General features: G+C 39.6%; 17 protein-coding genes. 1 reads left to right on the forward strand and 16 read right to left on the reverse strand.

Translation table 11 applies throughout. The annotated features are described in order from the left end of the window. Positions 1-187: 187 nt before the first annotated feature. On the reverse strand, positions 188-1537 hold the full coding sequence (locus H5S10_RS01035) for an FAD-dependent oxidoreductase (protein WP_182588428.1): 1350 nt from the start codon (positions 1535-1537) through the stop codon (positions 188-190). A gap of 268 nt (positions 1538-1805) precedes the next feature. On the opposite strand from H5S10_RS01035, the gene H5S10_RS01040 reads away from it, so the two are divergent. Then, positions 1806-2303 (forward strand): ECF transporter S component, encoded by a 498-nt coding sequence (locus H5S10_RS01040; RefSeq protein ID WP_182586150.1) that lies wholly within the window; start codon positions 1806-1808, stop codon positions 2301-2303. A gap of 52 nt (positions 2304-2355) precedes the next feature. On the opposite strand, the gene H5S10_RS01045 is transcribed toward H5S10_RS01040, so the two are convergent. From H5S10_RS01045 to H5S10_RS01115, 15 genes are all read right to left on the reverse strand, one after another. Further along, the gene (locus tag H5S10_RS01045; protein ID WP_182588429.1) at positions 2356-4143 is read right to left on the reverse strand and encodes a glycerophosphoryl diester phosphodiesterase membrane domain-containing protein; all 1788 of its coding nucleotides are present in this window, start codon (positions 4141-4143) and stop codon (positions 2356-2358) included. Between the two features lie 244 nt (positions 4144-4387). Further along, entirely contained in the window at positions 4388-4684 is a 297-nt protein-coding gene (locus H5S10_RS01050; RefSeq protein WP_182588430.1) for a cupin domain-containing protein, read from the reverse strand. Between the two features lie 11 nt (positions 4685-4695). Continuing rightward, complete coding sequence (locus H5S10_RS01055) at positions 4696-5562, reverse strand: aldo/keto reductase (protein ID WP_182588431.1); 867 nt, start codon at positions 5560-5562, stop codon at positions 4696-4698. Positions 5563-5631: 69 nt separating this feature from the next. Then, positions 5632-6813, reverse strand: coding sequence for a chloride channel protein (locus H5S10_RS01060; RefSeq protein ID WP_182588432.1), 1182 nt, complete (start codon positions 6811-6813; stop codon positions 5632-5634). Positions 6814-6815: 2 nt separating this feature from the next. Then, positions 6816-8063 (reverse strand): sensor histidine kinase, encoded by a 1248-nt coding sequence (locus H5S10_RS01065; protein ID WP_182588433.1) that lies wholly within the window; start codon positions 8061-8063, stop codon positions 6816-6818. A 14-nt stretch (positions 8064-8077) separates the two neighbouring features. Beyond that, the gene (locus H5S10_RS01070) at positions 8078-8740 is read right to left on the reverse strand and encodes a response regulator transcription factor (RefSeq protein WP_182586144.1); all 663 of its coding nucleotides are present in this window, start codon (positions 8738-8740) and stop codon (positions 8078-8080) included. 1 nt (position 8741) lies between these two features. Next, positions 8742-9362: a GTP pyrophosphokinase gene (locus H5S10_RS01075; protein WP_182588434.1), complete on the reverse strand. Its 621-nt coding sequence runs from the start codon at positions 9360-9362 to the stop codon at positions 8742-8744. A gap of 87 nt (positions 9363-9449) precedes the next feature. Beyond that, on the reverse strand, positions 9450-9932 hold the full coding sequence (locus H5S10_RS01080) for an Lreu_0056 family protein (protein ID WP_182588435.1): 483 nt from the start codon (positions 9930-9932) through the stop codon (positions 9450-9452). Between the two features lie 76 nt (positions 9933-10008). Further along, a complete protein-coding gene (pgmB, locus tag H5S10_RS01085) occupies positions 10009-10671 on the reverse strand; it encodes a beta-phosphoglucomutase (RefSeq protein WP_182586141.1) in 663 nt (220 codons plus the stop codon). Positions 10672-10689: 18 nt separating this feature from the next. After that, positions 10690-12942 carry a glycoside hydrolase family 65 protein gene (locus H5S10_RS01090; RefSeq protein ID WP_182586140.1) on the reverse strand — a complete coding sequence of 751 codons (2253 nt, stop codon included), beginning with the start codon at positions 12940-12942 and terminating at the stop codon, positions 10690-10692. 88 nt (positions 12943-13030) lie between these two features. Beyond that, positions 13031-14380: an SLC45 family MFS transporter gene (locus tag H5S10_RS01095; RefSeq protein ID WP_182588436.1), complete on the reverse strand. Its 1350-nt coding sequence runs from the start codon at positions 14378-14380 to the stop codon at positions 13031-13033. A gap of 311 nt (positions 14381-14691) precedes the next feature. Further along, positions 14692-15870: an acetyl-CoA C-acetyltransferase gene (locus H5S10_RS01100; protein WP_182588437.1), complete on the reverse strand. Its 1179-nt coding sequence runs from the start codon at positions 15868-15870 to the stop codon at positions 14692-14694. A 63-nt stretch (positions 15871-15933) separates the two neighbouring features. Next, positions 15934-16869 (reverse strand): LacI family DNA-binding transcriptional regulator, encoded by a 936-nt coding sequence (locus tag H5S10_RS01105; protein ID WP_182586137.1) that lies wholly within the window; start codon positions 16867-16869, stop codon positions 15934-15936. Continuing rightward, positions 16870-21048 (reverse strand): helicase-exonuclease AddAB subunit AddA, encoded by a 4179-nt coding sequence (gene addA, locus H5S10_RS01110; RefSeq protein WP_182588438.1) that lies wholly within the window; start codon positions 21046-21048, stop codon positions 16870-16872. It abuts the gene before it with no gap. Next, positions 21048-24830 carry a PD-(D/E)XK nuclease family protein gene (locus H5S10_RS01115; RefSeq protein ID WP_182588439.1) on the reverse strand — a complete coding sequence of 1261 codons (3783 nt, stop codon included), beginning with the start codon at positions 24828-24830 and terminating at the stop codon, positions 21048-21050. The genes addA and H5S10_RS01115 overlap by 1 nt, the downstream gene beginning before the upstream one ends. Between the last annotated feature and the right edge of the window lie 88 nt (positions 24831-24918).

Here is a 24918-nt window from a genome sequence, read left to right on the forward strand (position 1 = left end):
GAAATAATCTCCTCGACAAGGCGGTGGGCTAAGCTAGAGCGATAATTAGCACGGCACGGGCTGATTATCGTTCGCACTTAGACTCGAGCCTTGTGATTATTTTCCACGTTATATTGCTATTGTTCGCGAAAACCGAGGAGGCTGGGAGAAAACAAAGTTTTCTCCCAGCCTCCTCGGTTTTTTATGATTATTTTTCTAATTCAGCTTGCTTCTTTACGGCCGCTTGACCAAGAATATTTACATAGTTAAATGGCCGATCAAAGTGTGGTTGGAAAAGCATATCAACAAACGCTAAATAATCAATCGTGTGCTTATCTTGGATACATAAGGAAATGATGTTAGCAGATTGAGAAACATCATGCTTACTCATAAACTGTCCACCAAGAATTTGCCGAGTCTTCTTATCCCACACTAATGTCATTAATACGGGTGTTGTTGTCGGCATAAATTCTGGACGGTAGTTGTCCTCAACTGTCACCGCAGCTGCATCAAAGCCCGCTTCTTTTGCATTCTCCAAAGTTAAGCCAGATGATACCATCGTTGTTCCATATAAGTTTAAGCCAGAACTAGATTGGGTTCCCATATCGCGCATCGTATTACCAAAAAGATTGGTCCCTACGATCGTCCCCTGGCGAATAGCGTTAGTAGCTAATGGAATGTATGCATCCTTGCCAGTTGGGTTATAGTGAACAGCCGTTGAATCTCCGGCAGCGTAAATATCTGGATCAGATGATTGCATGTATTCGTTCGTAATAATTGCCCCGTTATCATGCATCTTAACTTTACCTTTTAAGAGATCAGTATTAGGACGGAATCCAACACAGAGAATAGCAATATCTGCCTCGTAGTTGCCCTTATCCGTCTTAACGGTTACACTATTTTCGTGGTTTTCAAATCCGGTTACACGTTGGTCAAAGGCAAAATTAGCTCCGTGATCAACAAATTCTTGTTGAATCCGCTCAGTGTACTCGCGATCAAAGTATTTATGGAGCATCCGTGGCGAACCATCAATCAGTGTTACATCCTTGTTTTGACGAGTGTAAGCTTCTACTAATTCAACCCCAATATAGCCTCCACCAATTATAACAATTCGTTGCGCATCTTTAGCAACGTTGAATAATTCTTTAGCGTGGTGGTAATTCTTACATAAATAAACATGAGGACCATCTACACCTTCAATTGGTGGAATTACTGGCCATGAACCAGTAGTATCTACTAATTTGTCGTAATGATCAGTCTTTGTTTCGCCTGTCACAAGGTCCGTCACTGTGACCGTCTTAGTCTTAGGGTCAATATCAGTTACATTATGTTGCATATGGACTGTTGCCCCCATAGCAGCAAGTTGTTCAGGACTGGAGTAAAACATCGCATCTGGATCACCCACATCACCGCTCAAGTAAACAGCAATCCCACACGAGAGGAATGAAACGTTATCATTCCGTTCATAAATTGTGACTTCTGTTTCTGGATGATTTTGCAAAATTTGGGTAGCGGTAATCGTTCCCGCGTGTGTACAACCAACGATAATAACCTTCATAAAACACACCTCATATCATGTTCCAATTTTCACAATTTATTATACGCACAATTCCTATTTAATCAATATATAAAATAGGAATATTGATTTTCAATTGATAATCAATTATCGCCTTTATTACATAAAATTCCAATACAGTTATTATCGTATAAGATATTAAGTTGATTTTTATTTATATCGACAGATAAATAACGCCACATTTTTCTTCTGAAATTTTTTAAAAATTATTGTAAAATTACTCACAATTGACTATGTTAGGAGTTTTAATATGGAATCTACTTTTCGGTTACGGCGCTCAATTGTTGCTGCAATGTTACTAGCACTAACACTTGTCCTCGGCCGGTTCTTTCTTATCCCTATTCCATGGACACACGGTAACGTCAACTTGTGTGATGCCGGGGTGTTCATCGCAGCTATGCTTTTAGGTCCAGGAGCTGGAACAATTGTTGGGGGCTTTGGCGGAATGTTTCTCGATCTTATTTCCGGCTTTCCACAGGATGCCTTATTTTCATTTGCAGCCCACGGTTTAGAAGGATTTATCAGCGGTTGGATTTATAAGAAATACGGCAACACCACCTGGGGCAAATGGACCGCAATCGTAGCAGGAACAATTATAATGATCGCCATCTACTTTATCTGCAATACCGTTATGTACCACGTAATTACCGGTTTTTTGAGTTTAGGTTCAAACTTTATCCAAGGAATGATCGGTGGAATAGTAGCGTTAATTGTTATTAGACAATTGAAGAAGCATCATGTTGAATAAAAAACACTCGAGAACTAATCGCCTTAACGGCTTATCTGTTCTCGAGTGTTTTTTATGGTTCAATTCCTCCACTTGTAGGAATAACAATAATATAGTTTAAAATTCGATTAGCATAACTTTGCTTACCAGTAAAATCTTTAATGGCTGCATTTAATTCCCTAAGGTTATCAGTAATAATTCCATCAGTATGATTATACATTGCTTGTTTCATAATACCTTCTTCATTAACGGTCCACGTATATACCGGCTGCCGCTGCCAGTGAGCCTGGGTGATGAAATCTTGGTTTAAAGTAGAATATTCCATCGAATACCCATCTGCTGCTCCCTGTGGATTCCCAAAATTATAAGGCTGAATATATAAAACTTTTAACTTTGGATTAATTTTCTTCAAGCTGGTCACTACACTATAGTCAAGCGAATGAATTTGATCATGGTCACGCAAGATTCGTTTTCCATAACGCGCATTAAAGTTTCGAAGCATTTCTTTAGAATCACGGGGAGTGGATTTTATTTCAATTAATAATTTTTGATGACGTTTTTCAGCAGCTGCAAGATATTGGTCGAAACTCGCTACCTTAGCACGATAGCCATTTTCATGTGCTGTTAGCTGGGTTAATTGGTTAAGCGTTAATTCATGCGGTGTTTTATCAACTCCAGTAAGTTTTTTCAAATTTTCATCATGTATCACAACAAACTGGTGGTCCTTTGTTTCATGCAAATCCATTTCAACATAATCAGGCCTAAGTTTACTCGTTTTTTCCATCGCCGGAATTGTATTCTGGACGCCATTTTCTTCGGCTACTCCACGGTGCGAAATCGTAACTGGTCGTCTTATTCCGTGGCCCAACAAGTAAAAAGTATTATTGGCAATTGTCGTTAGCCCAATTACAAGTAATATCAAAGTGAAAATTTCTATTAAGCCCCGTGACACATGCTCCGGAGCAACTGAAAGCTCACTTATTTTAACTAGCGGGTTAACAACCACCAATAAAATAATCGTCCCGGCCCAGATTGCAAGTAATTCGCCACCTAACTGTAAGAAAGATAGGTTAAAAATTGCAGTAAGAAGAGGTAATTTCCCGGGTAATAAATCTAATCCTAATTGAAACAGATAGATTAATACATAGAAACAAACTGTAAAGATACTGGTAAGGATTGTTACAAAAATTATTTGTTCAAAAAGCGTTGCCCATTTGAACTTACTTGTCATTTGCCAACTGCGATGCATTGCAGTCCTTAAGTGAAGGTGTTGATAAGCCATCAACGGCATTGTTAAAATTAAGCGAATTCCGAGCACCGTCATCAACACATAGAACAACAATAGACCGCTAATTAACCATCCATTACGCGTCAAATAATCAATAATAAATTGTGGAATCTGAATCTTTGCTAATAACGGCGTACGAAAAATAATATCCGCGAATGGAATTACTAGCAGAAAGTACCCTAATAATAAAATTAGTGATCCAAGATTTAGTAAGGATAACGTTTCACGAGTCTGCTTAAATATTCGTTGCCATCGAAAATTAGGCAAGCCTATTTCGCGAAATCCCGTCAACAAGAGCATAAATTCCCCATAGATAATAATTAGTAAACATCCTAATTCAATCAACAAACTAATAACAACTAATGGGTGCTTCATCAAAATAGTTATTAAATTTTGACATGACACAAACGGAATTTCTCCGGCTTGTAACACAAAGGTTGTTATCCAGCGAAAAAAAGGAATCACTGCAAATTGATTTACAATATCAAGGCCACCAAATAATATTAAGTATTCCAACCAATTTTTCCTGAATTGACGTGAATATTGTATAAACGCACGATAAGCATTCTTCATCTTTTTTAACTCTCCCACCGAAACTAGTTAAGAAGATTATACCAAAAAAGAGAGTGGGAAATAACCTCCTCGACAAGGCGGTTGGCTAAGCTAGGACGATGATTAGCACGGCACGGGCTGATTATCGTTCGTACTTAGACTCGAGCCTCGTGGTTATTTTCCACGTTATCTTTCTATTGTTCATAAAAGTAGTTGAGGCTGAGAGAAAACAAAAGTTTTCTCCCAGCCTCTTCAGTTAACTTTGCTATTTTAACTTTGATTTAATTACCATGACCTCGGTATCTTCGATTGCTTTTAAATAATGATGTTCATTAGGATGAAGTTGGACAATATCACCTGGTACTACCACTTCTTCACGTTTCTCGGCAACATCCCCAAAGATAGCCTTACCCTTAATTGGAACCACAATTACATCATAATCAACGAAGTGTTCCGGAACATCTTTTCCAGCAGGAACCACTAGATGAGTTACCACTTGGGATTCTGTTTCAATAATATTTTCAAAAAGGTTAATATCTGTATCAGTTTTAATAAATTTCATGTCTCTAATCCTCAATAATCAACCTCATCCGGGTCAGCACATTGTCCACCAAGATTTGGTAATAAACTAATCTTGCGCATATCCTCATCCGTTAATTCGAAATCAAATATATTTTGGTTGCTTATCATCCGTTCTTTATGGACAGACTTCGGTAATGGAAGAATCCCTTGTTGGAGAACCCAACGTAAGCAGACTTGTGCTGGCGTTTTTTGATACTTATCAGCGATTTGAATCATTGTTGGATTAGTTAATACTTTAGCACCTTGACCACCTAAGGGAGCCCATGCCTCTACTAAGATATTGTGTGCTTGTAAGTATTTAACTTCTTCTGTATGTGGCCATCCCGGATGAACTTCTATTTGATCAACTGCTGGTGCTACCTTGGCTGTTTTCATCAATTCTGCAATATGGTGAGGCATAAAATTACTTACCCCAATTGCCCGAATTTTACCTTCATTGTAAAGGTCTTCCATTGCACGCCACGTTTCAGCATTAATCTTGGCAGCCTCATCACCAAACTGCTTTTCATTAGCCGGCCAGTGAATTAAATAAAGGTCTAAATAATCCATCTGTAAACGATCAAGCGTTTCTTGAAAAGCCTTCTTCGTTTGTTCATAGCCACGATTAGTATTCCATAGCTTGCTAGTCACAAAAAGGTCTTCACGCTTAATTCCCGAATCCTTAATACCCTTACCTACTGCTTCTTCGTTTCCATAAACAGCAGCAGTATCAATGTGTCGATAACCAGTTTCAATTGCTTCTTTCACGGCCTGCTCAGCTATATCTGCTGGAGTCCTAAATGTACCATATCCCACACAAGGAATCTTGACCCCATTATTTAAGTTGAATGTTGAGTTAATATTAGTTAATTCAAGCATCTTTGTATCCCTTCCTTCATTTTCTATTATATCTTTTTTCAGATTGGATAACTCACTAGAACAATATAATCAATCAAATTTAGGAAAGCGTTTAACTAATTGACCTACTAAAAGCGCAACTACGATTATAACTGGCACTAGTTCAATCGGAACTAATAATAACAATAGGATAATTGTCAATAACGGTTTTTCTAAAATAAAGGTAAGGCTGGCTGTGATCACAACAATCGCATTTACCCGTACATCTCCTGGCAACATCATCGCACAGGCAGCTCCTACTGCGACGCTCGAAAAAATAGCCGGGAAAATAGTTCCTCCCCGCCATCCCATTGCAAACCCCAGATTACTCATTACGGCTTTTACAAGCGCTACAACTAATAGGAAGGTGATTGAACGATTAAAGGCTTCGTGGGTAAAAGGAACTATTCTAAACTCCCCGGAAAACAAAATATCGCTTGTAATTAACGAGCTAACCGCCAAAATCAGCCCAAAAATCCCACCTTGCCAAACTTTGCTTATTTTTGTGTTAATTATTAGTGCAGCCCAATTTTCTAAGTGAACAAACAGCCACCCAAAAGCAATCCCGATGATAAATGTCGGAATACTCGTTAATACATTGATCCATTCCCAATTAATAACCCGATGGTGAATCCCAAAAACGCCTTCTTCAGGAAAAAGTTTAAACACAATTGCCGCGCCTATTATTCCAATCCCAACCAATCCTGAAATAACAAAAATTCGTTGATATTTATTTTTAAAAAGCTGACCAAACCTAGGAGCACGGACTAAATCTTGCGTTTGCATTTTACCATGCCAAAGATAAACCTTCTGGCGCGTTGAAACTGCCCAGCGCAAACGATCACCAAGCCAATTAATCATGCTACTAGTTAAGACTGTTGTAGAAGCTTCTGGTCCGATGCTTCCGCCAGCTCCGAGGACTAATAAACCAAGAATAAAAGACTTCCACCAATTATGATAATTTAAATACCCCTTCATCCTTACTTGAGTCAGCACTTGTTCAATCGTTAATGGGTAATTACCCCATCGTTTATTCAAAAAACCAATCAAAAATCCTAATGGAATACACACTAAAAACGGATACCATTTACTACCAACTGTCATATCAAGGTATTGATGCCAAACTAAATCAATTACCCAGTTAACTAAGTTTAAATATGCCGCTGTCAGCATGCCAATTATTAGGCTCCAAACCACAGCATATATCCCAATATTAAGTCGCCAAAATCTCATTCTTACTTCCCTACTTCTTTTAACGTTAAGATAAAAGCTAGTTTACCATTTGTATACTTCGCTGTAATTTTCCCTTTCAATTGTTTAACGATATATTGCGCCATGGAAAGCCCAATTCCAAAACCAGCTTTTTGTCCTTGAGTGTGCGATTCATCAACCCGGTAAAAGCGGTTAAAAAACTTTTTAACATCAAGACTTTTACCATCTTTATAGCTATTCGCAACTGTAATAATTATATTTTTACTATGATTAGGTGAGGCCACTGTAAAGTCAATTTCGCCCTGTGGATCACAATACTTATTTGCATTATCAAGAAGAATATTTAACAGTTCCCGTACTAAATTTTCATCAGCATTTGCTACCAAACCTTCATCAATCTGCACATTGAACTGTTTCTGCTCAGTTGAAATTACACTCTTGAAACTGCTAGCCACATTCTGGGCAATTTGGCTTACATTTACCGGTACCACCATTAATGTCGGTTGTTCTTGCATGCGCGCAAGTGATACTAAATTATTAATTAACTTTGTCAGACGGGTAACCTGTTGTTTGGTACTTGCCGTCCATTCATTTTCACCATTTATAATCTCTTGCATTTCATTGTTCGCTGAAATAACGGTCAATGGCGTTTTTAGTTCGTGACTCGCATTAGTTATAAATTCTTTTTGTCGCTGCTCTGCTTCAATGATCGGTCGAATTGCCCGACGCGAGTAAAGGGTTAAAACAATGGTATATAGAACTAAAACAATTATACTCAAGATCAACCCCGTATGCATTAGTGATCGCGTCCGAGCCATAAGAAGTGATTCATCAAGAAAGACAATTACTTTTTCGCCGTTTTTATTACGAATCTTATAAGCATAATTGACCCCGTGATACAATAACTGTCCGCTATGGACCTTTCTTCTTATAAGACGGTCTGTCATTGCCCGTGCATCCTGCGGCGTAACGGTTGCAATATGATCATCCTGCACTTCCGTTACTTGATTTTTACTATCGACCAGTACAGCAAAATAACGATATTGATGAAGGCCTTCACGTGAAAATTGAGGTTGATTATCGTCAGCAGTACTGATCCCTTTTCGGGGAATTTGGCCATCGTTATTTACCAAAATCGTTAATACCCGTTCAATTTCTTGGTGTGACTGATAGTAAGTAAGGGTACAAATACTGCCAACAATTGTCAAAATTACAAATAATAACGCAGCGGTTGCGATTGCAATAAATTTATAGCGAAAACGTTGAATCATTCCTTGACCCCCTATCACGCAATCATAAACGGTCCAGTTTTTTCACCACTAATTGTTACCTGAGATTGAATTGCCTGTAATTTTTGTCGTAAATAACAGATATTAATCCAGAGATCTTCTTGATCAGCAGTTTCATTCTCATCCCAAACATGATTGATAAGTTCATTCGTCGATAATTCTTTATTAGCATTCAAGATAAAGTACTGAAGTAAGCGATTTTCCCGATTTGTTAAACTAATCGAATTATGACTTTCAAGTGATTGATCATTACCATTAAGGGTCAAGTCACCAAACTCAAGAACATCTACTTGGTAAGAATCATCTCGCCGTTGACGGGAACGCAAACGGGCGAGTAGTTCTTTTAAGGAAAATGGCTTAGTCAAGTAATCGTCAGCACCGGCATCAAGACCAGTGACCTTATCATCTTCTTCACCCATTGCTGTTAACATCATAATATAAGTTCGATTACCAGTCGCTCTGATTTCCTTTAATGCTTCCAATCCTGATTTAACAGGCATCATAATGTCTAAAATTATGACATCATAAGCATTTTCTTTCGCCTGATCAACGGCTTCTTGACCATTATTAGCAATATCAACTTGATAACCACTCGCCGTCATTGCTGAACTCAATACATGAGATAGCTGTTGTTCATCTTCTGCTACAAGGATTCGCATCTTAATCGCCTTCCTCACTAGAATTAATTAATTGCCGAATTGTTTGCATTTGAACGTCGCATGATGCCAATTGATCAGCACAACGTTTAAGTTCGCGGCCAATTCGCTCTGGATTTTTAATATTATGTTTATATTTCATCTCATGTTCAAGACTTGCCCATGAATCCATTGCGATCGTCCGTAACTGAATTTCAACATAAAAATGTCCAGGATTATTTCCTTCAATATCTTGATATGGAACTGTTTCATCAATAATGACATGATAGCTCCGATATCCATTTGGCTTTGCATTTGTAATATAATCTTTTTCCTTAATAACCTCACACCAATCAGCTTGCCGTAATTGGTAAAGGCAACGGTTGATATCATCGATAAAGTTACAAACAACTCTGATTCCCACCGCATCGCGACACTTTCGTAAAGCTGATTCAGTAGAGACCGGATAACCTTTTCGTTGGCATTTTTCTTCCATACTCTCGGAAGTCTTTACCCTGGCAATTAGATGTTCATAAAGTTTCGGTTGCTTATCCTGTATTGTTTGCTGATTTAGCTCCTTGATTCGGTCAGTTGTGAGGGAAAGAATATTTGACAAAATCTGCTCATATGGGCCATAAATTGACATCACATTTTCCTCCTTTAATTTGAATATTATACAGTACTTACTACTAAAGAATACCCTAAGAATAGCATTTTTAAGATGACTTAAATTTTACTCAGTCCGCAATCTTTCCACATAGTCATCTACTTGCTTTTTTTGTGGTCCAGTTTGGTAGAATTCTTTGCTTAATTGAGTCAAGGTTAAGTTCTTTGTTTTTAGTTTTGTATTGTGCTGAGAAGTGTATTTTATGATTACGGTTTGGTCTTCCTCTTTAAAGAAAATCACCGTCCCATCTTGGTCATCAGCTGCTACTAGATAGCTATAGTCATCTACCCCCGCTGGAACGGTGTCAGATGGCTTAACAATTCCATAAACGAGTTGATTTGCAACAATATTTTGTTTTAGCCACTCGGGAGATATTGCTAAGCCCGCTAAAACACCAATTTGCTGGTCGGTAAATTTTGGCCGCAGCTGTTGACTTGACTGTGTTTCATCCTGAACTTGCTGAGGGGAAGGCCGATTAAAGTTAATTGTAACTACTACCCATAAGCAACTAATTAAAATAATGATTGTTATAATTACTTTTCTTTTCATAATTTCACATAAAAAAGGCGCACCTAGATTATTCTAAGTACGTCTTTACGGATTGTTAAAAGAGAGAAATTGGATCTTAATTCATTTGCGCTTTAATAGCAGCTAAGGATACGTCGCCAGTCTTATCGAACTTAACATCAGCATCCTGCAAATCAGCACCAAAACCAATTGATAATTCACCAGCACGGTTAATTGATTCAATTCCGGCTTGGGCATCTTCAAGTCCCGCTACTTGGTCAGCTGGAAGATCCATTAATTTAGCTGCTTCTTGGTAAATTTCTGGATCTGGCTTACCATGGCTTAAGTTTGCTGGATTAACGATTCCTTCAAAGTAATCAGTTAATTGCAAATACTTAAGAACCTTTGGCGCATTTTTCGAAGCAGAAGCTAATACAATATGGTAACCGTTAGCTTTCAATTCATCTAAGAAGTCTTTCATTCCTGGAAGAATATCGGCAGGTGTTAGCGTTTCAACTAATTTAATATAGTTATCATTCTTTTCAGTTGCCAAAGCTTCTTTTTCTTCTTGAGTATAGTCATTTTCATGGCCACCAGCCTTCAAGATTAATTCCAAAGAATCCATTCGACTAACACCTTTTAATGCATCAGCCAATTCTGGAGTCCATTTAGTCCCAACCTTGTCAGCTAATTGGTGCCATGCTTGACCATGAAAACGAGCAGTGTCAGCAATAACACCATCAAGGTCAAATGCAAAACCTTTCAAATCTTCAAACTTCATCTCAAATGCCTCCAAGAATTATTTTAATTCCAGTTTCTTACCGTCAAGATCGATAGTAATTGGATCACCTGATACAAGATCGATCTTAGTACCATGCTTATCAACCTTAACCTTCAAGATCCGACCACGGAACATTTGACGGAATTGGTATGAATCCCACTTCTTAGGTAAGAATGGTGCATAATGCAATTGACCATCGCGAACCCGCATACCAGCAAATCCTTGAACGATATCAAGCCATGAACCAGTCATTGAAGTGATGTGAAGTCCATCAGAAGTATCGTTGTTGTAGTTATCAAGGTCAAGACGTGCTGAACGTTCATACAATTCAACGGCCTTATCTTCGTAACCAATATCAGCAGCGATAATTGAGTAAACTGAAGCAGAAAGACTTGATTCGTGAACAGTAAATTGTTCGTAGAAGTCGAAGTTATTCTTCTTTTCTTCCTTAGTAAAGTCATCAATAAAGTCCCAGAGACCTTGGATAACATCACCTTGTTTTACGTATGGTGAACGTAAGATCTTATCCCATGACCAGTGTTGGTTAAGTGGTAATTGGTCACTTGGAATTTCAGAAACTGGAGTCAAGTCCTTGTCCATGAAGCCATCGTTTTCTGGGAAGATGTCCTTTTCCTTGTCGTAAGGAAGGTACATGTTGTCTACAATACCCTTCCACTTACGCTTTTCGTCTTCTGAAACATTAAGCTTCTTGGCTACCTTTTCATCTACTTGGTCTAAGATGTCAAGGGTGTATTGAAGAGTCCAACGACAAAGAAGGTTAGTGTACCAGTCATTGTTTACGTTGTTGTCGTATTCGTCAGGACCAGTTACGGCATGAAGCATGTACTTGTTCTTGTTTTGGGAGTAGTGAACACGGTCTGCCCAGAAACGAGAAATTTCAGTAAGAACTTCTGCCCCTTCGTTAAGAACGTATGACTTGTCGCCAGTGTACTTAGTGTAAAGGTAAATAGCAAAGGCAATGTCTCCGTTACGGTGGATTTCTTCAAAGGTAATTTCCCATTCGTTGTGACATTCAATACCGTTGAAGGTAACCATTGGGAATAATGCACCATCAAGTCCTTGTTCCTTAGCGTTAACAAAGGCACCGTCTAATTGCTTGTAACGGTACATTAATAAGTTCCGAGCAACTTCTGGATCTGCAACCCCAAGATAAACTGGAATACAGTAAGCTTCAGTATCCCAGTAAGTAGCACCACCGTACTTTTCACCAGTGAATCCCTTTGGACTGATGTTAAGACGGTAATCTTGACCATAGTAGGTGGAGAAGAGTTGGAAGAGGTTGAAACGAATACCCTGTTGAGCTCCTTCATCACCTTCAATTTCAACGTCAGACTTAACCCAACGATCTGCCCATTCTTTAATATGTGGATCAAGTAAATCGTCAAAACTTTGATTATCAAGTTGGTCGCTCAATACTTCCAAGTTCTTTTCAATATCTGCTTGGGAATCGTAATCACGAGAAGTCATTACGATACTACGCTTTTCAAAGTTAACTTCTTTACCAGCAGCTACAGTACCAGCAAATGTGTTGTAAGCGTGCTTTTCGTCAGTGCCGTCACCCACGTGGTCAAGGTTAGTCTTTGAAGTAGTCTTCATTCCAACGATGAATTGTGGAGTACCAAAATCATTCTTCTTAGTCATAGAAGTTAATTCAGCATGTTCGCCATCAGCAGACTTGCCTAAAACGTTCCAGAATTGTTCATCGTAGTTAGCGTCTTCGTTGTATACATCAGCATCAATCATGCTAGTAATTTCAACCTTAGCATCACTGTTGCCACGGTTCTTAATGTGGAGACGTTGACCAACTAATTCTTTTTGGGTAACACTAACAAAACGTTCAAAATTGAAGTACATTTCAGTACCACCAATTTCAACAGTAAAGCGCCGTTCTAAGACACCACGCTTCATGTCAAGATCAAGCTTAAAGTCTTTTGGTGTTTGCTTTGCTAAGTCGAGTTGTTCACCATTAACCTTAATGATTAACTTCATGAAGTTGACAGCGTTGATCATCTTACCAAAGTACTTAGGATAACCATTCTTCCACCAACCAACACGAGTCTTGTCAGGGAACCAAACTCCACCGAGGTAGATACCTTCCATGTGGTCACCACTGTAACCTTCTTCAAAGAAGCCACGCATACCAAGATTTTCATTGGCTAAACTAGTCATTGATTCTTGTAAACGCTTGTCTTGTGGGTCCCATTTGTGAGTAGCAACATGCCAAGGGGCAATATCAAATGTTCGTTTCATTGAAATCTCAATTCCTTTCATCTGAAATAAAGGTAGTCTTTAACCTGCCTTTATTATAACTTAATTAATTTGTTTTATTAAATAACTCCTATTCAGCATAAGTTTCCTTGATGGTAGCTACTGAAAGAGCACCAAGAGCCATTACAATACCAGCAAGGATAAACATGTGAACTTGTGAGTGTCCAAATAATGGGAATAAAGCAAAACTCAATAATGAAGCAACAATCTGTGGTAAACAAATTGAACCGTTGAATAATCCAAGGTATGTACCCATGTGCTTACCAGTCAATGCGTTTGTGACGATTGTTAATGGATAAGTGTTCATCGCAGCCCAAGCAATACCAACTAATGTGTAAGAAATGATTAATACCCATTGGTTGTGAATAAAGAAGACGGAAATAAATCCAAGGGCCCCGAGAAGAAGGCTACCACCATAACCGAGCTTGTGGTATTTGTTTGGTACCTTAGCTAAAACATATGACCAGATAACCGCAGCGATTGATTGAACAGCAGCAAGAACACCGTACCAGTTACCAGCAGCTTGGTAACCAGCAGAAGTAGCATCAACAGTATTCCAAACATTTTTGGCAATAGCACCAGCTGAGTATGTCCAGAGGTATTGGAAGGCAAACCAACAGAAGAATTGAACAAGGGTAACTGTCCAGAATGCTTTTGGAGCGTGCTTCAAAAGCGTAAGCCAGTTTCCACCTTCTTTGTTATCATCTTCAGTAATACCATGGTACTTTGCGTAAGTTGCTGGATCATATTCATGAACCCGGAAAACTGTAAACAAACTAGTAACAACTAACAATGCTGCTCCAACGTAGAAGGCAATAATAACGGAATCTGGAACAACTCCTCGTTTAGCAGTGTTACGAACTCCAAACCAAGCAGTTAAGATAAATGGGAAAACAGCAGCCAACACCGCACCTGTGTTAGATAAGAAACTTTGAATCCCATAGGCATAACTCTTTTGATCATCATTAACCATGTCACCAACCATCATCTTAAATGGCTGCATTGCCACATTTGATGAAAGGTCAAGCAAAGCAACAGTAATTGCACCGAACCAAAGCGCAGCAAGCGAACCATACCCGAAACCGAAACTTCCTGAATTAGGAAGTAAAATCATAACGATAACAGCAACAATCATTCCCAATAGTAAGTATGGTAACCGCCGACCACCTAATTTTGGTGCCCATGTACGGTCTGAATAATAACCAATGATTGGTTGAACAATCAAACCAGCTAATGGTGGTAAGATGAAGAACCAGCCAAGGTTGTTAGGGTCGGCCCCAATAGTTTGGAAAATCCGACTCATTTGAGAACTCTGCAGAGTAAAAGCTGTCTGAACACCAAGGAATCCAAAGTTGATCATCCAGATGGTACTCTTTGAGAGAGTAGGTAATCCAGCCCCCGTGGACTTTTCTTGACTCATTGCTAACAACTCCTTAACTTATAAAATAGTTCTAAAAGACACTTATGATTATTGTAAGCGCTTCATACATTATTGCAATATTAATAATATCAAATTTGGAAATTTTGTGCAACCGCTTGCGCAAAATTTTAGAAAACGGTTGCAGATTTTTGCAATTTAAAGTTATTACCATGACTAAACTTAGAAGTGGGATTATTATAATTAATTATTTAAAACATACTCAGCTTAATAAAATAAAGAAGGCAAGTAATAGAGAAAAACTTCAAGTTTCCTCAAGTACTTGCCTTTTACGATGAAAGTTATTCTTGGTACTAAATTTTCTTAAGCAGAACCGCTTCACCCATTCCGCCTCCGACACACAGCGAAGCAATGCCGAGTTCATGATTATCCCTATGCATTTCATTAATCATCGTGACGATAATTCGTGCTCCTGAACACCCAACAGGATGGCCTAATGCAATTGCCCCACCCCAAGGATTGACAGCACTAGGATCAAGATGAAGCAAGTTCTGACAGACAAGGGCCTGGGTCGCAAACGCCTCATTAATTTCGTAAGTATCTACATCATCTGCCGACATCTGCTGATTTTCTAAGAGTTTATTGATTGCATAATATGGTCCCAAACCCATCAATGCTGGATCAAGACCAATAACTGCAGATCCTTGCCACTCAGCCAATGGAGTTAATCCTAATCGGTTAACTGCACTTTCAGAAGTAAGAACCAAGGCAGCTCCACCATCATTAATTCCCGAGGCATTCCCCGCAGTCACACTTCCGTCAGATTTAAAAGCTGGTTTTAATTTCGCTAAAGCCGCTAGTGAAGTATCTGGCCGTGGAGCTTCGTCAACAGTTACAGTCACGGTTGTTCGTTTCTGCTTAACTTCAACTGGTACAATTTCTGAATCAAAATAGCCTGCTTTTTGAGCCTTTACTGTACGTTGGTGGCTCATCAAAGCAAATTCATCTTGTTGGTGACGAGTAATCTGGTACTTCTCATTAATATTTTCAGCAGTAATTCCCATCGGATAACCGCCGTAAACATCATTTAAAGCATCACTTTGCATTGCATCAAGCAAGGTCCCATTCCCAAACCGATAACCATTCCGCGCTTTGGGAAGAACATAAGGAGCTTGGGACATACTTTCCATCCCTCCGGCAACAATTACATTAGCCTGCCCTGCGCGAATCAAACTTGCTGCTAAGTCAACACTGGACATTCCTGATGCACAGACATCATTAATCGTTATTGCCGGAACCTGCTCACCTAATCCAGCCGCCATCGATGCCTGACGAGCTGGATTTTGTCCAGCTCCTGCTTGAATAACATTCCCCATTAATACTTGGTCAATATCATTTCCACTGAGCTTTGCCTTTTCAACAGCCGCTTTAATTGCAATCGCTCCTAATTCAACCGCAGACTTTGAAGCTAACTGACCATTAAACTTACCGATTGGTGTTCGCTGAGCAGCAACAATGTAAACCTTCTCCATTCCGATTTCCCTCCATGTAAAAATAAGAGAGGACCGTGGCAAGTAATTCCGTGGTCCTTTCTATCAACTATTTATTTTAAAATCAACGATTCGGAATTGCTCTTCTGGATTAAAAAGCAATTCGACCGCTTGCTGACCTAATTTGCGGGGTTGTAAGTCAACCTTTTCTTCTTGATTAATTAACATCCCCATCAACCGACTATTGTTAAAACAAATAGTTGGTAAATTAAATTCTTGTAGTTGCCGTATTAATCGTACCAGCAACAAGTCATCAGCACAAACAATTGAATCGATTTGCGGATGTTGTTTAATAAAATCTTTAACAGTGATCCCGGTTGGTGAATATCGCCAACTTAGAGCAGGAAGTTGATGATTTTGCATACTCTGCTCATAACCTTGATATCTATCCTGTTCAAATACCCAATTGCTTGCAGATTGAAGAAATATGGGATGACTGACCCGCTGATGATCCATTAAATAATCAGTTGCCGCTTGTCCTGCTGCTACGTTATCATTGTCGACAAAACGATCTTGGGCTTTATCTGGATGACCGATTACCACAAAATTAAGGTTATTTTGGCGCAGGTAATTAGTAATTGGATCATCTTTAACAGTATAAAGCACTAAAAAGTTATGCACCTTTGACTGTTCGACCATTGATTTTACACTTTGTAAAAGGTCGGTCGTAGTTGGCGCAATTGCCACAACCATTTCATAGTGAATCGGCTTTAATGCCACGCTGATTCCCCGTAATAAATCAATATGAAAAGGATTGGCAGGAGCAGTATCACTGGTTACCGGAAAAACTATTCCGACCATGTTTGATTCGCCCCGTGTTAGGTTCTGTGCATTGTAATTTGGTTGATATCCCAACTCTTTAGCAATCATTGCTATTCGTTGCCGTGTTTTTTCACTAATTCGTGGATTATGGTTTAAAGCTCGAGAAGCAGTTGAAACCGATACCCCGGCTTTTTGTGCAATATCTTTAATTGTCGCCAACTAATCACCCTCTTTTGTAAATAACACAAACTCTCCTAATTCTAACAGGTAAAGTCCCATTTGGACAACTGGAATCCCTTCCATTAAGTTCAAAGCTTCTTTATAGAGCTCTAATTGTCCCCGATACCGGTCCTTTATCCGTGCCAAATCAAAGTCGCGGTAATCTTTGTTAAGGTGATCAGTCTTATAGTCAACTAGAATAATTCCCTCGTTAGTTTTTAAGTAACCATCAATGATTCCATGAATTAAAATACGTTCATCATCACTAACATTTACTCCCTTAAATAGTTCGTGACCATTCATAATCATCGAAAATGGTACTTCACGATGATAGTCTGCCGGATGCTTTAAGATCTTCTGACCAACAGCAGTCTGATAAAAGGCCATTATTCCTTTACGATTGATCTGCGCTGCCACAACCGGATTAATCAATTTTTCTCCTACTAATTTTTGAATTTCCTGATCAACAAACTCAACATTAATTGGGCCTTCATTAAGTGGTAGTTTTTGGAAAACCAGGTGAGTTGCTGTTCCGATTTCTGTTGCCGCTGGTTCATGAGTAGTCTGCTGAATGAAAGCTGGAACATCAAAGTTATTATTTAAATAAATCCCTTGCGTCTTGACCTTTTGTTGTTGATCATAATCCCACCGCGCCATATCACGCGTGTCAGGATCTTCAAAGACTCGTTTAACATCTGTAACGGATTGGTAAGCAGTTGTTTGAGTAGCGACAAGATGGGGGTAACGATAGCGCAAAATTTGACCAATCTTTTGTTCAGACGCATCAGTTGCTACCATATTATTCTTTTCCGTTACATTAGTACTTGCATTTTGTCCAATTTTTGTCAAGCCATCACTAACATCAAGTGCGGTATATGTCTTTGCGATAAAGTGAGGATTAAGCGCTAAGCCAGTGACTTTAGTATCCGCAAGAGTACTGTCTTCTAGTCTGACATTTCCACGACTCAATTGTTGCGCATTGAATCCTGGATAACGAGCCAAGGCAAGGCCAACCCAGTCCATAAATGAATTTGCAGTAATCCGTGGCTGCGGGCCAATTAGTAAATTCTTACTCTGATAAGCTTTCTGCCATCGCTGCCATGAACCAGCAAGACTTTGTGTCCGCATTTCTTCATTAAAGGATCCCGTAATAACTAATCGCTGTTCCGCCCGAGTCAATGCAACATAGAGAACTCGAAGATCTTCTGCCCGTTCTCCGCGCTGAATCTCTTCAATCACTGCTTGTCGTTGTGGCGTATCATAAATGACCCGTTGATCATCCATGTAACGAATTCCTACTCCGGCAACGGCATCAACAACTGCATTCTCACGAGCTGCTCCTTTATTAAAACCATGCGTGGCATCAATTAGAAAGACCACGGGGAATTGAAGACCTTTGCTTCCGTGAATTGTCATAACATTAACCGTATTTGCAGTTAACTGTGTCGGTGCTACTCCTAAATCTTTATCATGTTCCTGCATTTTCTCAATAAAGCGAATAAATTGGTAAAGGCCCTTAAAACTGCTTTGTTCATAGGAATGAGCACGTTGGTAAAGGGCATGGAGGTTTGCTTGCCGTTGGTGGCCTCCTGGCATTGCTCCGACATAATCAAGGTAACCTGTTTGGTCATAGATCTGCCAAATCAAGTCAACAAGGGTTTGTTGCTGAGCTGTTTGTCGAAAGACACGAAGCAAACCTAAGAAGTGATCTGCTTTTTCATAAAGGGCATTTACCTGTTCAGAAGTAAGGAGCGATTGATGGCGAAGAGCCTTTCGCTGGTAATTACTCATGAATGTTTGCAAGGCGGCGTAGTAATCGGCAGATCGATTCTGAAGACGGATAAAAGCTAATTCTTGGTTAGTTAACCCGACAATCGGTGACCGTAAAACCGCAGCTAATGGAATATCCTGTTGTGGATTATCAATTATCTTCAACAAGGACATCATTACTCGCACTTCGGTAGCTTGGAAATAGCTTTCAACATCGTGAACCGTCAATGGAATATTAAGTTTATTAAACTCTTCCATCAATGAATTATTGATTGCCTTTGTCCGTTCAAGCAAAACAATATCACCATACTGAATCGGATGCATCTGCCCATCTTCTGGATGAAAAATTAACTCCTGATTTTCGACCATCTGCTTAATTCGCATCCCGATCATCCGAAATTCTCCAGCTAACTTATCATCCTCGTGTTCAATATTTTCCTTTTCTGGATCAAGAGCATTGGCGTCATACAACAACACTTCCGTTGGTTGAACCTTATTATCTTGATTTTCTTCGTAATAAGTTGCCGCATATTTTAAATGGGCATCTTCGTCGTAATCAATTTCACCAACTCCCCTATCCATCAGTTGTTCGAAAAGGACATTAGTAAAGCTTGTCACATTAGTCATCGACCGGAAATTTTCCCCTAAAACAATCGCTTCCCCGTCGTTACCTTGACGATAGTTTTGATATTTCCCAAGAAATAATGTTGGATCAGCTTCACGGAACCGGTAAATCGATTGCTTAACATCCCCCACCATAAATAGGTTCTTGCGTTCAGGAGATGTCAATTTCATCAAAATACTTTCCTGAAGGCGGTTCGTATCCTGGTATTCATCAATCATAATTTCCTGATAATGATTTTGCAGATCTTTGACGAGGGTTTGCCAGTTTGGCTGGTCGTCTGGTGGCGTTAAAATAGCGTACGCGTAGTGCTCCAAGTCACTAAATTCAAGAACATGCCGATTTAACTTGGTTTGTTGATACCGCCGACGGAAATTAATCGTTACCGCACTCAATTCGCATAAAAGTTCCTGAGCATGCGTTGAAATTAATCGAAATTGGTCTTCACGATAATTAAAGAAGCGATCGACTAACTGATCAAATTGCTTTTTTATCCCGGTTCGAGCACTTCCCAGTGATTTATATACTTCTTCAGCTAGCTCATCGTCTTTCGGTTTGCCACCCATTCGTGCAAATTTAGCATTAGCAAATAAGTCCCGAATAGTATTCCAGGTAGGTGGTCGCAATAAGTCTAAAAGCTCCTGCATCATCTGCTGGTCTTTTTGCAATGAAGCAACAGTTTTAGCGTCTAATTGACTTTTAGTTGCTTTGCTTAACAGGGCTGTAAATTGATCACGGAAAGTCGTTAGCTCAGTTAACAATTCTTCTTTTGCGATTGGTTCCTGTGCTTCCTGCTTTCCCAAGTAAGTACTAACTGTTTGTTCCCACTGCTTCTTTAGCTGATTACGCTGCTTCTGAATATCTTTAAATACATTAATCCGTGGATCATCTGCCGCTGGTCGTCCCCGAAAACTACCAAACTTTTGTTGCACCATCATTTGGCAAACATCACTGACGGTAATACCCCCTAGTGAAGAAAGAAGTTGGTGCATCAACTCTTCATCACTCTTAATAACCTCGGCTGCTTGGTCCAGTCCGTTATCGTTAGCTCTTGTTGCTAATTCACGATAATCTTGAATGAACTGATTGAGTTTTTCGATGACCAGGGGCTTTAGCTGTTGTTGATAAAAACTAGATTCTAATAGTGAGCCAGACCCCAAATCATAATTATCTGGTAATTTTTGGAGCCACTTTTCGGGGTCAGGCTGGGCATTAGCAATTTCATATAACCGTAAAATCAAGTCATCGAGTCCTTGGTCATCACGGTCACTAGAAAAGTTGAGAACTAGTTCGCTAAAGGAAGCTCTTCCTGGAACTTTTTCTTCAGCATTTTTATAGAGTTCTTCGCTAACTTCATGCCAGACATCTTCTTGAAGTAACAATCGCTCCGTTTCATCAGTTAAGAGCCGAAATTGTGGATCAAGGTCAATCAAGTAGTAGTAGCGTTTTATTAACTTTAAACAAAAAGCATGAATTGTACTGATATCTGCAGCCGCAAGCCGATTAATTTGATTACTCATCCGGTCACGTAAATCTTTGGGATTAGCGGAATCTTGTACTATTTTCTGCAAGGCTGTCCTGATTTTATCCCGCATATTCTTTGCTGCCGCGTCTGTAAATGTTACGAGCAGCATTCGATCAATGCTTTGCCCTTCTTTAATTAATTCAATTGTCCGATTTACTAGCACAGCCGTTTTTCCTGATCCCGCGGAAGCTGAAACTAGAATATTTTCGCCACGGTCATTAATCGCCTTGGATTGAGCAGGCGTTGGTTTAAATCCAGCCATTACTTCTTATCCTCCTCATCATCGTTTTGGACTACATTATCAAATGCTTCTTTTGCTAAATTAGGGTTTAGGTCGCGGTAGTTTTGCTGGTCAAGCATATTATCAAACTGAAATACGTCTAAAAAGTCACTATAATCAAGTCCTGTACGGCGGTTGCTTCCAGTTAATAACCGGTAAGGATTTAGTTTCAAGTCACCACTCAAGATTTGATTACCCGCATTAATTACAAGTTCCTTATTCATGTTTTGCAGCCAATCAAGTTGTTGCGGCGTAACGAGAAGCGCTTCTTTATTAGCTTTGATTTTTCCATTCTTATATTCCTTAAGTGGGTATAAAAATGCTTGTTTATCTAAGCTCTTATCTAACTCCCGCAATAATTGTGGATCATTCAAGAGGATTCCCTTGTATTGGTGCTCTTTTAATTTCAAATCATCGAGGGAACTTTTCTTTAACTCGGCAGCCTTAATTGTCGGATTATTCAAACGAAGATATAATGCCCCTGCCAGTCGTGGGTTACTCGTTTCCAATTCAGTTAAGTTTGCCTGTAACCCGTTAAGGTAGGTTAAAAGTTGGAGAGAGAGTCCATAATAAGCCGAAGTGAGGTCAAAAAGATGATTACTCGACTTATAGTCAACGACCGTCAAGAAATTATCGTTTCCTTGCTTAAGATTATCGATTCGGTCAATTCGTCCCCGCAGATAAATATGATGATTATCTTTAAGCGGATAATCAAGAGAACCAAGGTTGCCCGGCTGTTGGTTACCAATTCGTCCAAACTGAACTTCGGTTTTAACTGGCTGTGAGCCGGTATATTCAGCTTGACGGCATAATGTAATCAACATTGTTTTAACAATTGCGGTTAATTGCTGATATTGGAATTGGGCTTGGGCTGAAGAATTAATGAGACGCAATAAAGTTGGCTGATTCTCTTGAGCTGCAACTAATGCATGATCAATCAGCTGGTCACGTTGTATCTGATTATCTTTGTTGGCAAGGTTTGCAAATGACAAATTATTTTCTCGAATTGTTGTAACAAAAGTCTCCATTGCTTTATGGAAGAAGGTACCGATACGGTCATTAGATAGGGTTAACTCATCTCGTTTTTGCAACCGCAAGCCATACTTAAGGAAATATTCGTACTGATTGATATAAAAATCTTGTAACTGCGAAATCGAGGCATATAATACCCGCCCGTGCTCATCATCTGGAGTTGCCCGGAGATAAAGTGCCTGAGCCAATTTATTTCCCAGGGAATCAATCTTATTTTGATAATGGAAACCAGCAGCAACTAAAGATAGACGCTGACCTAGTAATATTCCTTCTGCTTGAACCTTAGCATCCGCTGATTGTTGCCATTGCTTAGCTAACTTAACCAACGATTCAGCAACTGTTTGCCACCCAACGGGCATGACTGGTTGACGATCAATGCCAACCCCTTGCTCATCACGAATTTGCCGGCTAACTTCAACTAACCGGTTTATTGTTGCAAGCGGAGCACTAACAAAATCAATAGCATTCTCTTGTCCGGCCTTACTAGTAGCTAATGGATATTCACGAACCGGTTGATCAAAGTAGCGAGCCATATCGTGCATATATGGCGATATACCGAGTTCCTTATCATCACTATCAGTTTGCGGTGCCGAGAAAATCAACTGTTCCTTAGCATTCATAAAACCAGTATAGTGAACAAATGGCTCGTCAATCAGTTGGTCAATTGCCGTTCCAGGAAGGTATTGGAAATCTTCATCAAGATAAGCACTCAAAATATCCTTATCTTGGTCCGTTAGCAAACTATCACTTTCTTGCATCTCTGGCATCACATCATCAGTTGACCCAATCATAAAAACTACTTTTCGGTTTTCACTTTGGACAATTCCAGTTTCAGAGACTACTACTTGGTCTAACGTTGCCGGGATCTGGGAATACTGGGCCGCCGCAAACCCTGCCTGGAGCAATTCACTAAAATCTGCAAGAACCTCACTAGTTCCGTTCCGCAGTTCCTGTTGGCCTAAAATTTCTACATATTCTTGGAGAATTTGGCAAAAGGTAGCCCAGACTTGTTGTGGTTGGCGCGCGAGGTCTAAATCCCGAGTACTTTGGTATTGCTGCCAAGCGTATAACCGGTCTGTAACTCCCATAGCAGCTAAGAATTGGTATAACGCAGTCGCAAGTTCTTGTCCTGTTTGTGCTTGTTTAAACTGGTCGAAAACTGGCAGTAAGTGGTTTGCAACAAAATCTTTTACAAGAGCTAACTGGTCATTTAATTTTTTTAAACGTGACTGTTCATATTTTAGATCTGTCAGGTTCGTTCCTGACGCCTGCCATAATTGCTTAATCTTTTCTGGATCATTAGTTGTCCAAGCATTTTTTCCTTCAATTGCCTGCTTAAGGCACCAATTCTCAGTAGCGAAAACTGCTGCTTGGAAATCACTTAGTCCCATCAGATCACCAGTGCCTGTCCGTGGAACAAGTAACCATGTCTTAAGCAATTGGATGATGTCTGCTGTTCGATAGCCTCGTTGCGGTAATTCTAATAATGTTGTGAGGAGCGTTACTAGCGGATGATTATCCATCAAGCGTTCATGGTCATTAAAAACTGGAATATTATGTGCCGCAAAAACCGGTTCAATCATTGGCTGATAGCCGTCAAGGTGGCGACTAAGGATAAGGAAGTCACGATAACGATATTTACCGCTAGCAACTAATTGGCGAATCTGGGTAGCCACATTATTCAATTCAGTCATCCGATTGGTGGTTGTCATAAATTGAAGATTTTGGGGACAAGAAAGTTCTTCCCGCTCGCCGGGGCCAATTGGTTCGCTTGCATAACGCTTAAAATACGAATCAACTTGTTGTAATTCCACATCAACGCGAGGAGTCGTCGCAAACGCTACATTTTGCAAAACCTTCACTTCTTTTTGATGCATTTGGCCAAATTTCCATAAACGGTGAAATTGCATCGCGGAGGAATAGAATAAATTATTTTTAGGAGGAAGTTCCTGGGGATTTGGATGATTCTGGTCTGGGTAGCCACGATCAAGAGTTAAAGAAATAGTTGTCGATGCGGCATTCGTAATTAATGCATCCACTACCTGTTGTTCATTTGCAGTAAACTGAGCAAAACGGTCAATAAAGAAGTGCATCTTAGCAACTTCTGGTGATTTTTGAAGGTAAGACACTAATTGCCGGTACAACTCGCTATTACCAATGTATCGGTCACGCAACCGCTCTTCATAGGCATGATATATAATTTCAACATCATGCATTTTAGCTAGCCACGCCTGATTAGCTGCTGGATCATTCGCTGACTTCACCCGGGAAATAATATCGGTTAAGTCGTCAGCGGTTATGTTGGCATTTTTTAATTCTTCAAGCTGGGCTGTCATCTTTTGAATAAATCCAGCTTGTTTTACTTCGCTCGCATATAAACGGAGCTCACTTGCCTGTTCTTGAACAACTTGGGAAGTTAGCATCGCCATCCCAATTTTAGAAAGGTGTTGTTTTTGAAATGCTGGAGTATCTCGTAAAAGGTACCAAGCAAGCCGGCTAAACGAAAGTACCTGTACGCGTGAAGAGGCAAACCGGTCACTTCCGCTAAGTCCTTGACGATCACGAAGACCAGCAAGGACATTAATTTCAGTTTCAAACTTAATATGGTTAGGCACCAAATAATAAAAGCTCTCATCAGCAGATGCATTCTTTATCTGGTCAACTAATTGATCAATCAACACTTGCTGATGATCCATCGCTGCTGTTCCTAAAACAAATCCCAGTGTTCCCATAATCTTTAATCCTTTCTATCACTTAAATTGCTCCTCTAATTTTATCATAAAACGAACATATATTCTTTAGCTAAAAACGAGTAGGCAT

This window comes from Limosilactobacillus balticus, assembly GCF_014145615.1.
Taxonomy (GTDB): Bacteria; Bacillota; Bacilli; order Lactobacillales; family Lactobacillaceae; genus Limosilactobacillus; species Limosilactobacillus balticus.

Excerpts from the sequence above, each read along its gene's own strand:
- H5S10_RS01035 (WP_182588428.1), bottom strand. The coding sequence starts at position 1,537 with ATGAAGGTTATTATCGTTGGTTGTACACACGCGGGAACGATTACCGCT.
- H5S10_RS01040 (WP_182586150.1), top strand. The coding sequence starts at position 1,806 with ATGGAATCTACTTTTCGGTTACGGCGCTCAATTGTTGCTGCAATGTTA.
- H5S10_RS01045 (WP_182588429.1), bottom strand. The coding sequence starts at position 4,143 with ATGAAGAATGCTTATCGTGCGTTTATACAATATTCACGTCAATTCAGG.
- H5S10_RS01050 (WP_182588430.1), bottom strand. The coding sequence starts at position 4,684 with ATGAAATTTATTAAAACTGATACAGATATTAACCTTTTTGAAAATATT.
- H5S10_RS01055 (WP_182588431.1), bottom strand. The coding sequence starts at position 5,562 with ATGCTTGAATTAACTAATATTAACTCAACATTCAACTTAAATAATGGG.
- H5S10_RS01060 (WP_182588432.1), bottom strand. The coding sequence starts at position 6,813 with ATGAGATTTTGGCGACTTAATATTGGGATATATGCTGTGGTTTGGAGC.
- H5S10_RS01065 (WP_182588433.1), bottom strand. The coding sequence starts at position 8,063 with ATGATTCAACGTTTTCGCTATAAATTTATTGCAATCGCAACCGCTGCG.
- H5S10_RS01070 (WP_182586144.1), bottom strand. The coding sequence starts at position 8,740 with ATGCGAATCCTTGTAGCAGAAGATGAACAACAGCTATCTCATGTATTG.
- H5S10_RS01075 (WP_182588434.1), bottom strand. The coding sequence starts at position 9,362 with ATGTCAATTTATGGCCCATATGAGCAGATTTTGTCAAATATTCTTTCC.
- H5S10_RS01080 (WP_182588435.1), bottom strand. The coding sequence starts at position 9,932 with ATGAAAAGAAAAGTAATTATAACAATCATTATTTTAATTAGTTGCTTA.
- pgmB (WP_182586141.1), bottom strand. The coding sequence starts at position 10,671 with ATGAAGTTTGAAGATTTGAAAGGTTTTGCATTTGACCTTGATGGTGTT.
- H5S10_RS01090 (WP_182586140.1), bottom strand. The coding sequence starts at position 12,942 with ATGAAACGAACATTTGATATTGCCCCTTGGCATGTTGCTACTCACAAA.
- H5S10_RS01095 (WP_182588436.1), bottom strand. The coding sequence starts at position 14,380 with ATGAGTCAAGAAAAGTCCACGGGGGCTGGATTACCTACTCTCTCAAAG.
- H5S10_RS01100 (WP_182588437.1), bottom strand. The coding sequence starts at position 15,870 with ATGGAGAAGGTTTACATTGTTGCTGCTCAGCGAACACCAATCGGTAAG.
- addA (WP_182588438.1), bottom strand. The coding sequence starts at position 21,048 with ATGGCTGGATTTAAACCAACGCCTGCTCAATCCAAGGCGATTAATGAC.
- H5S10_RS01115 (WP_182588439.1), bottom strand. The coding sequence starts at position 24,830 with ATGGGAACACTGGGATTTGTTTTAGGAACAGCAGCGATGGATCATCAG.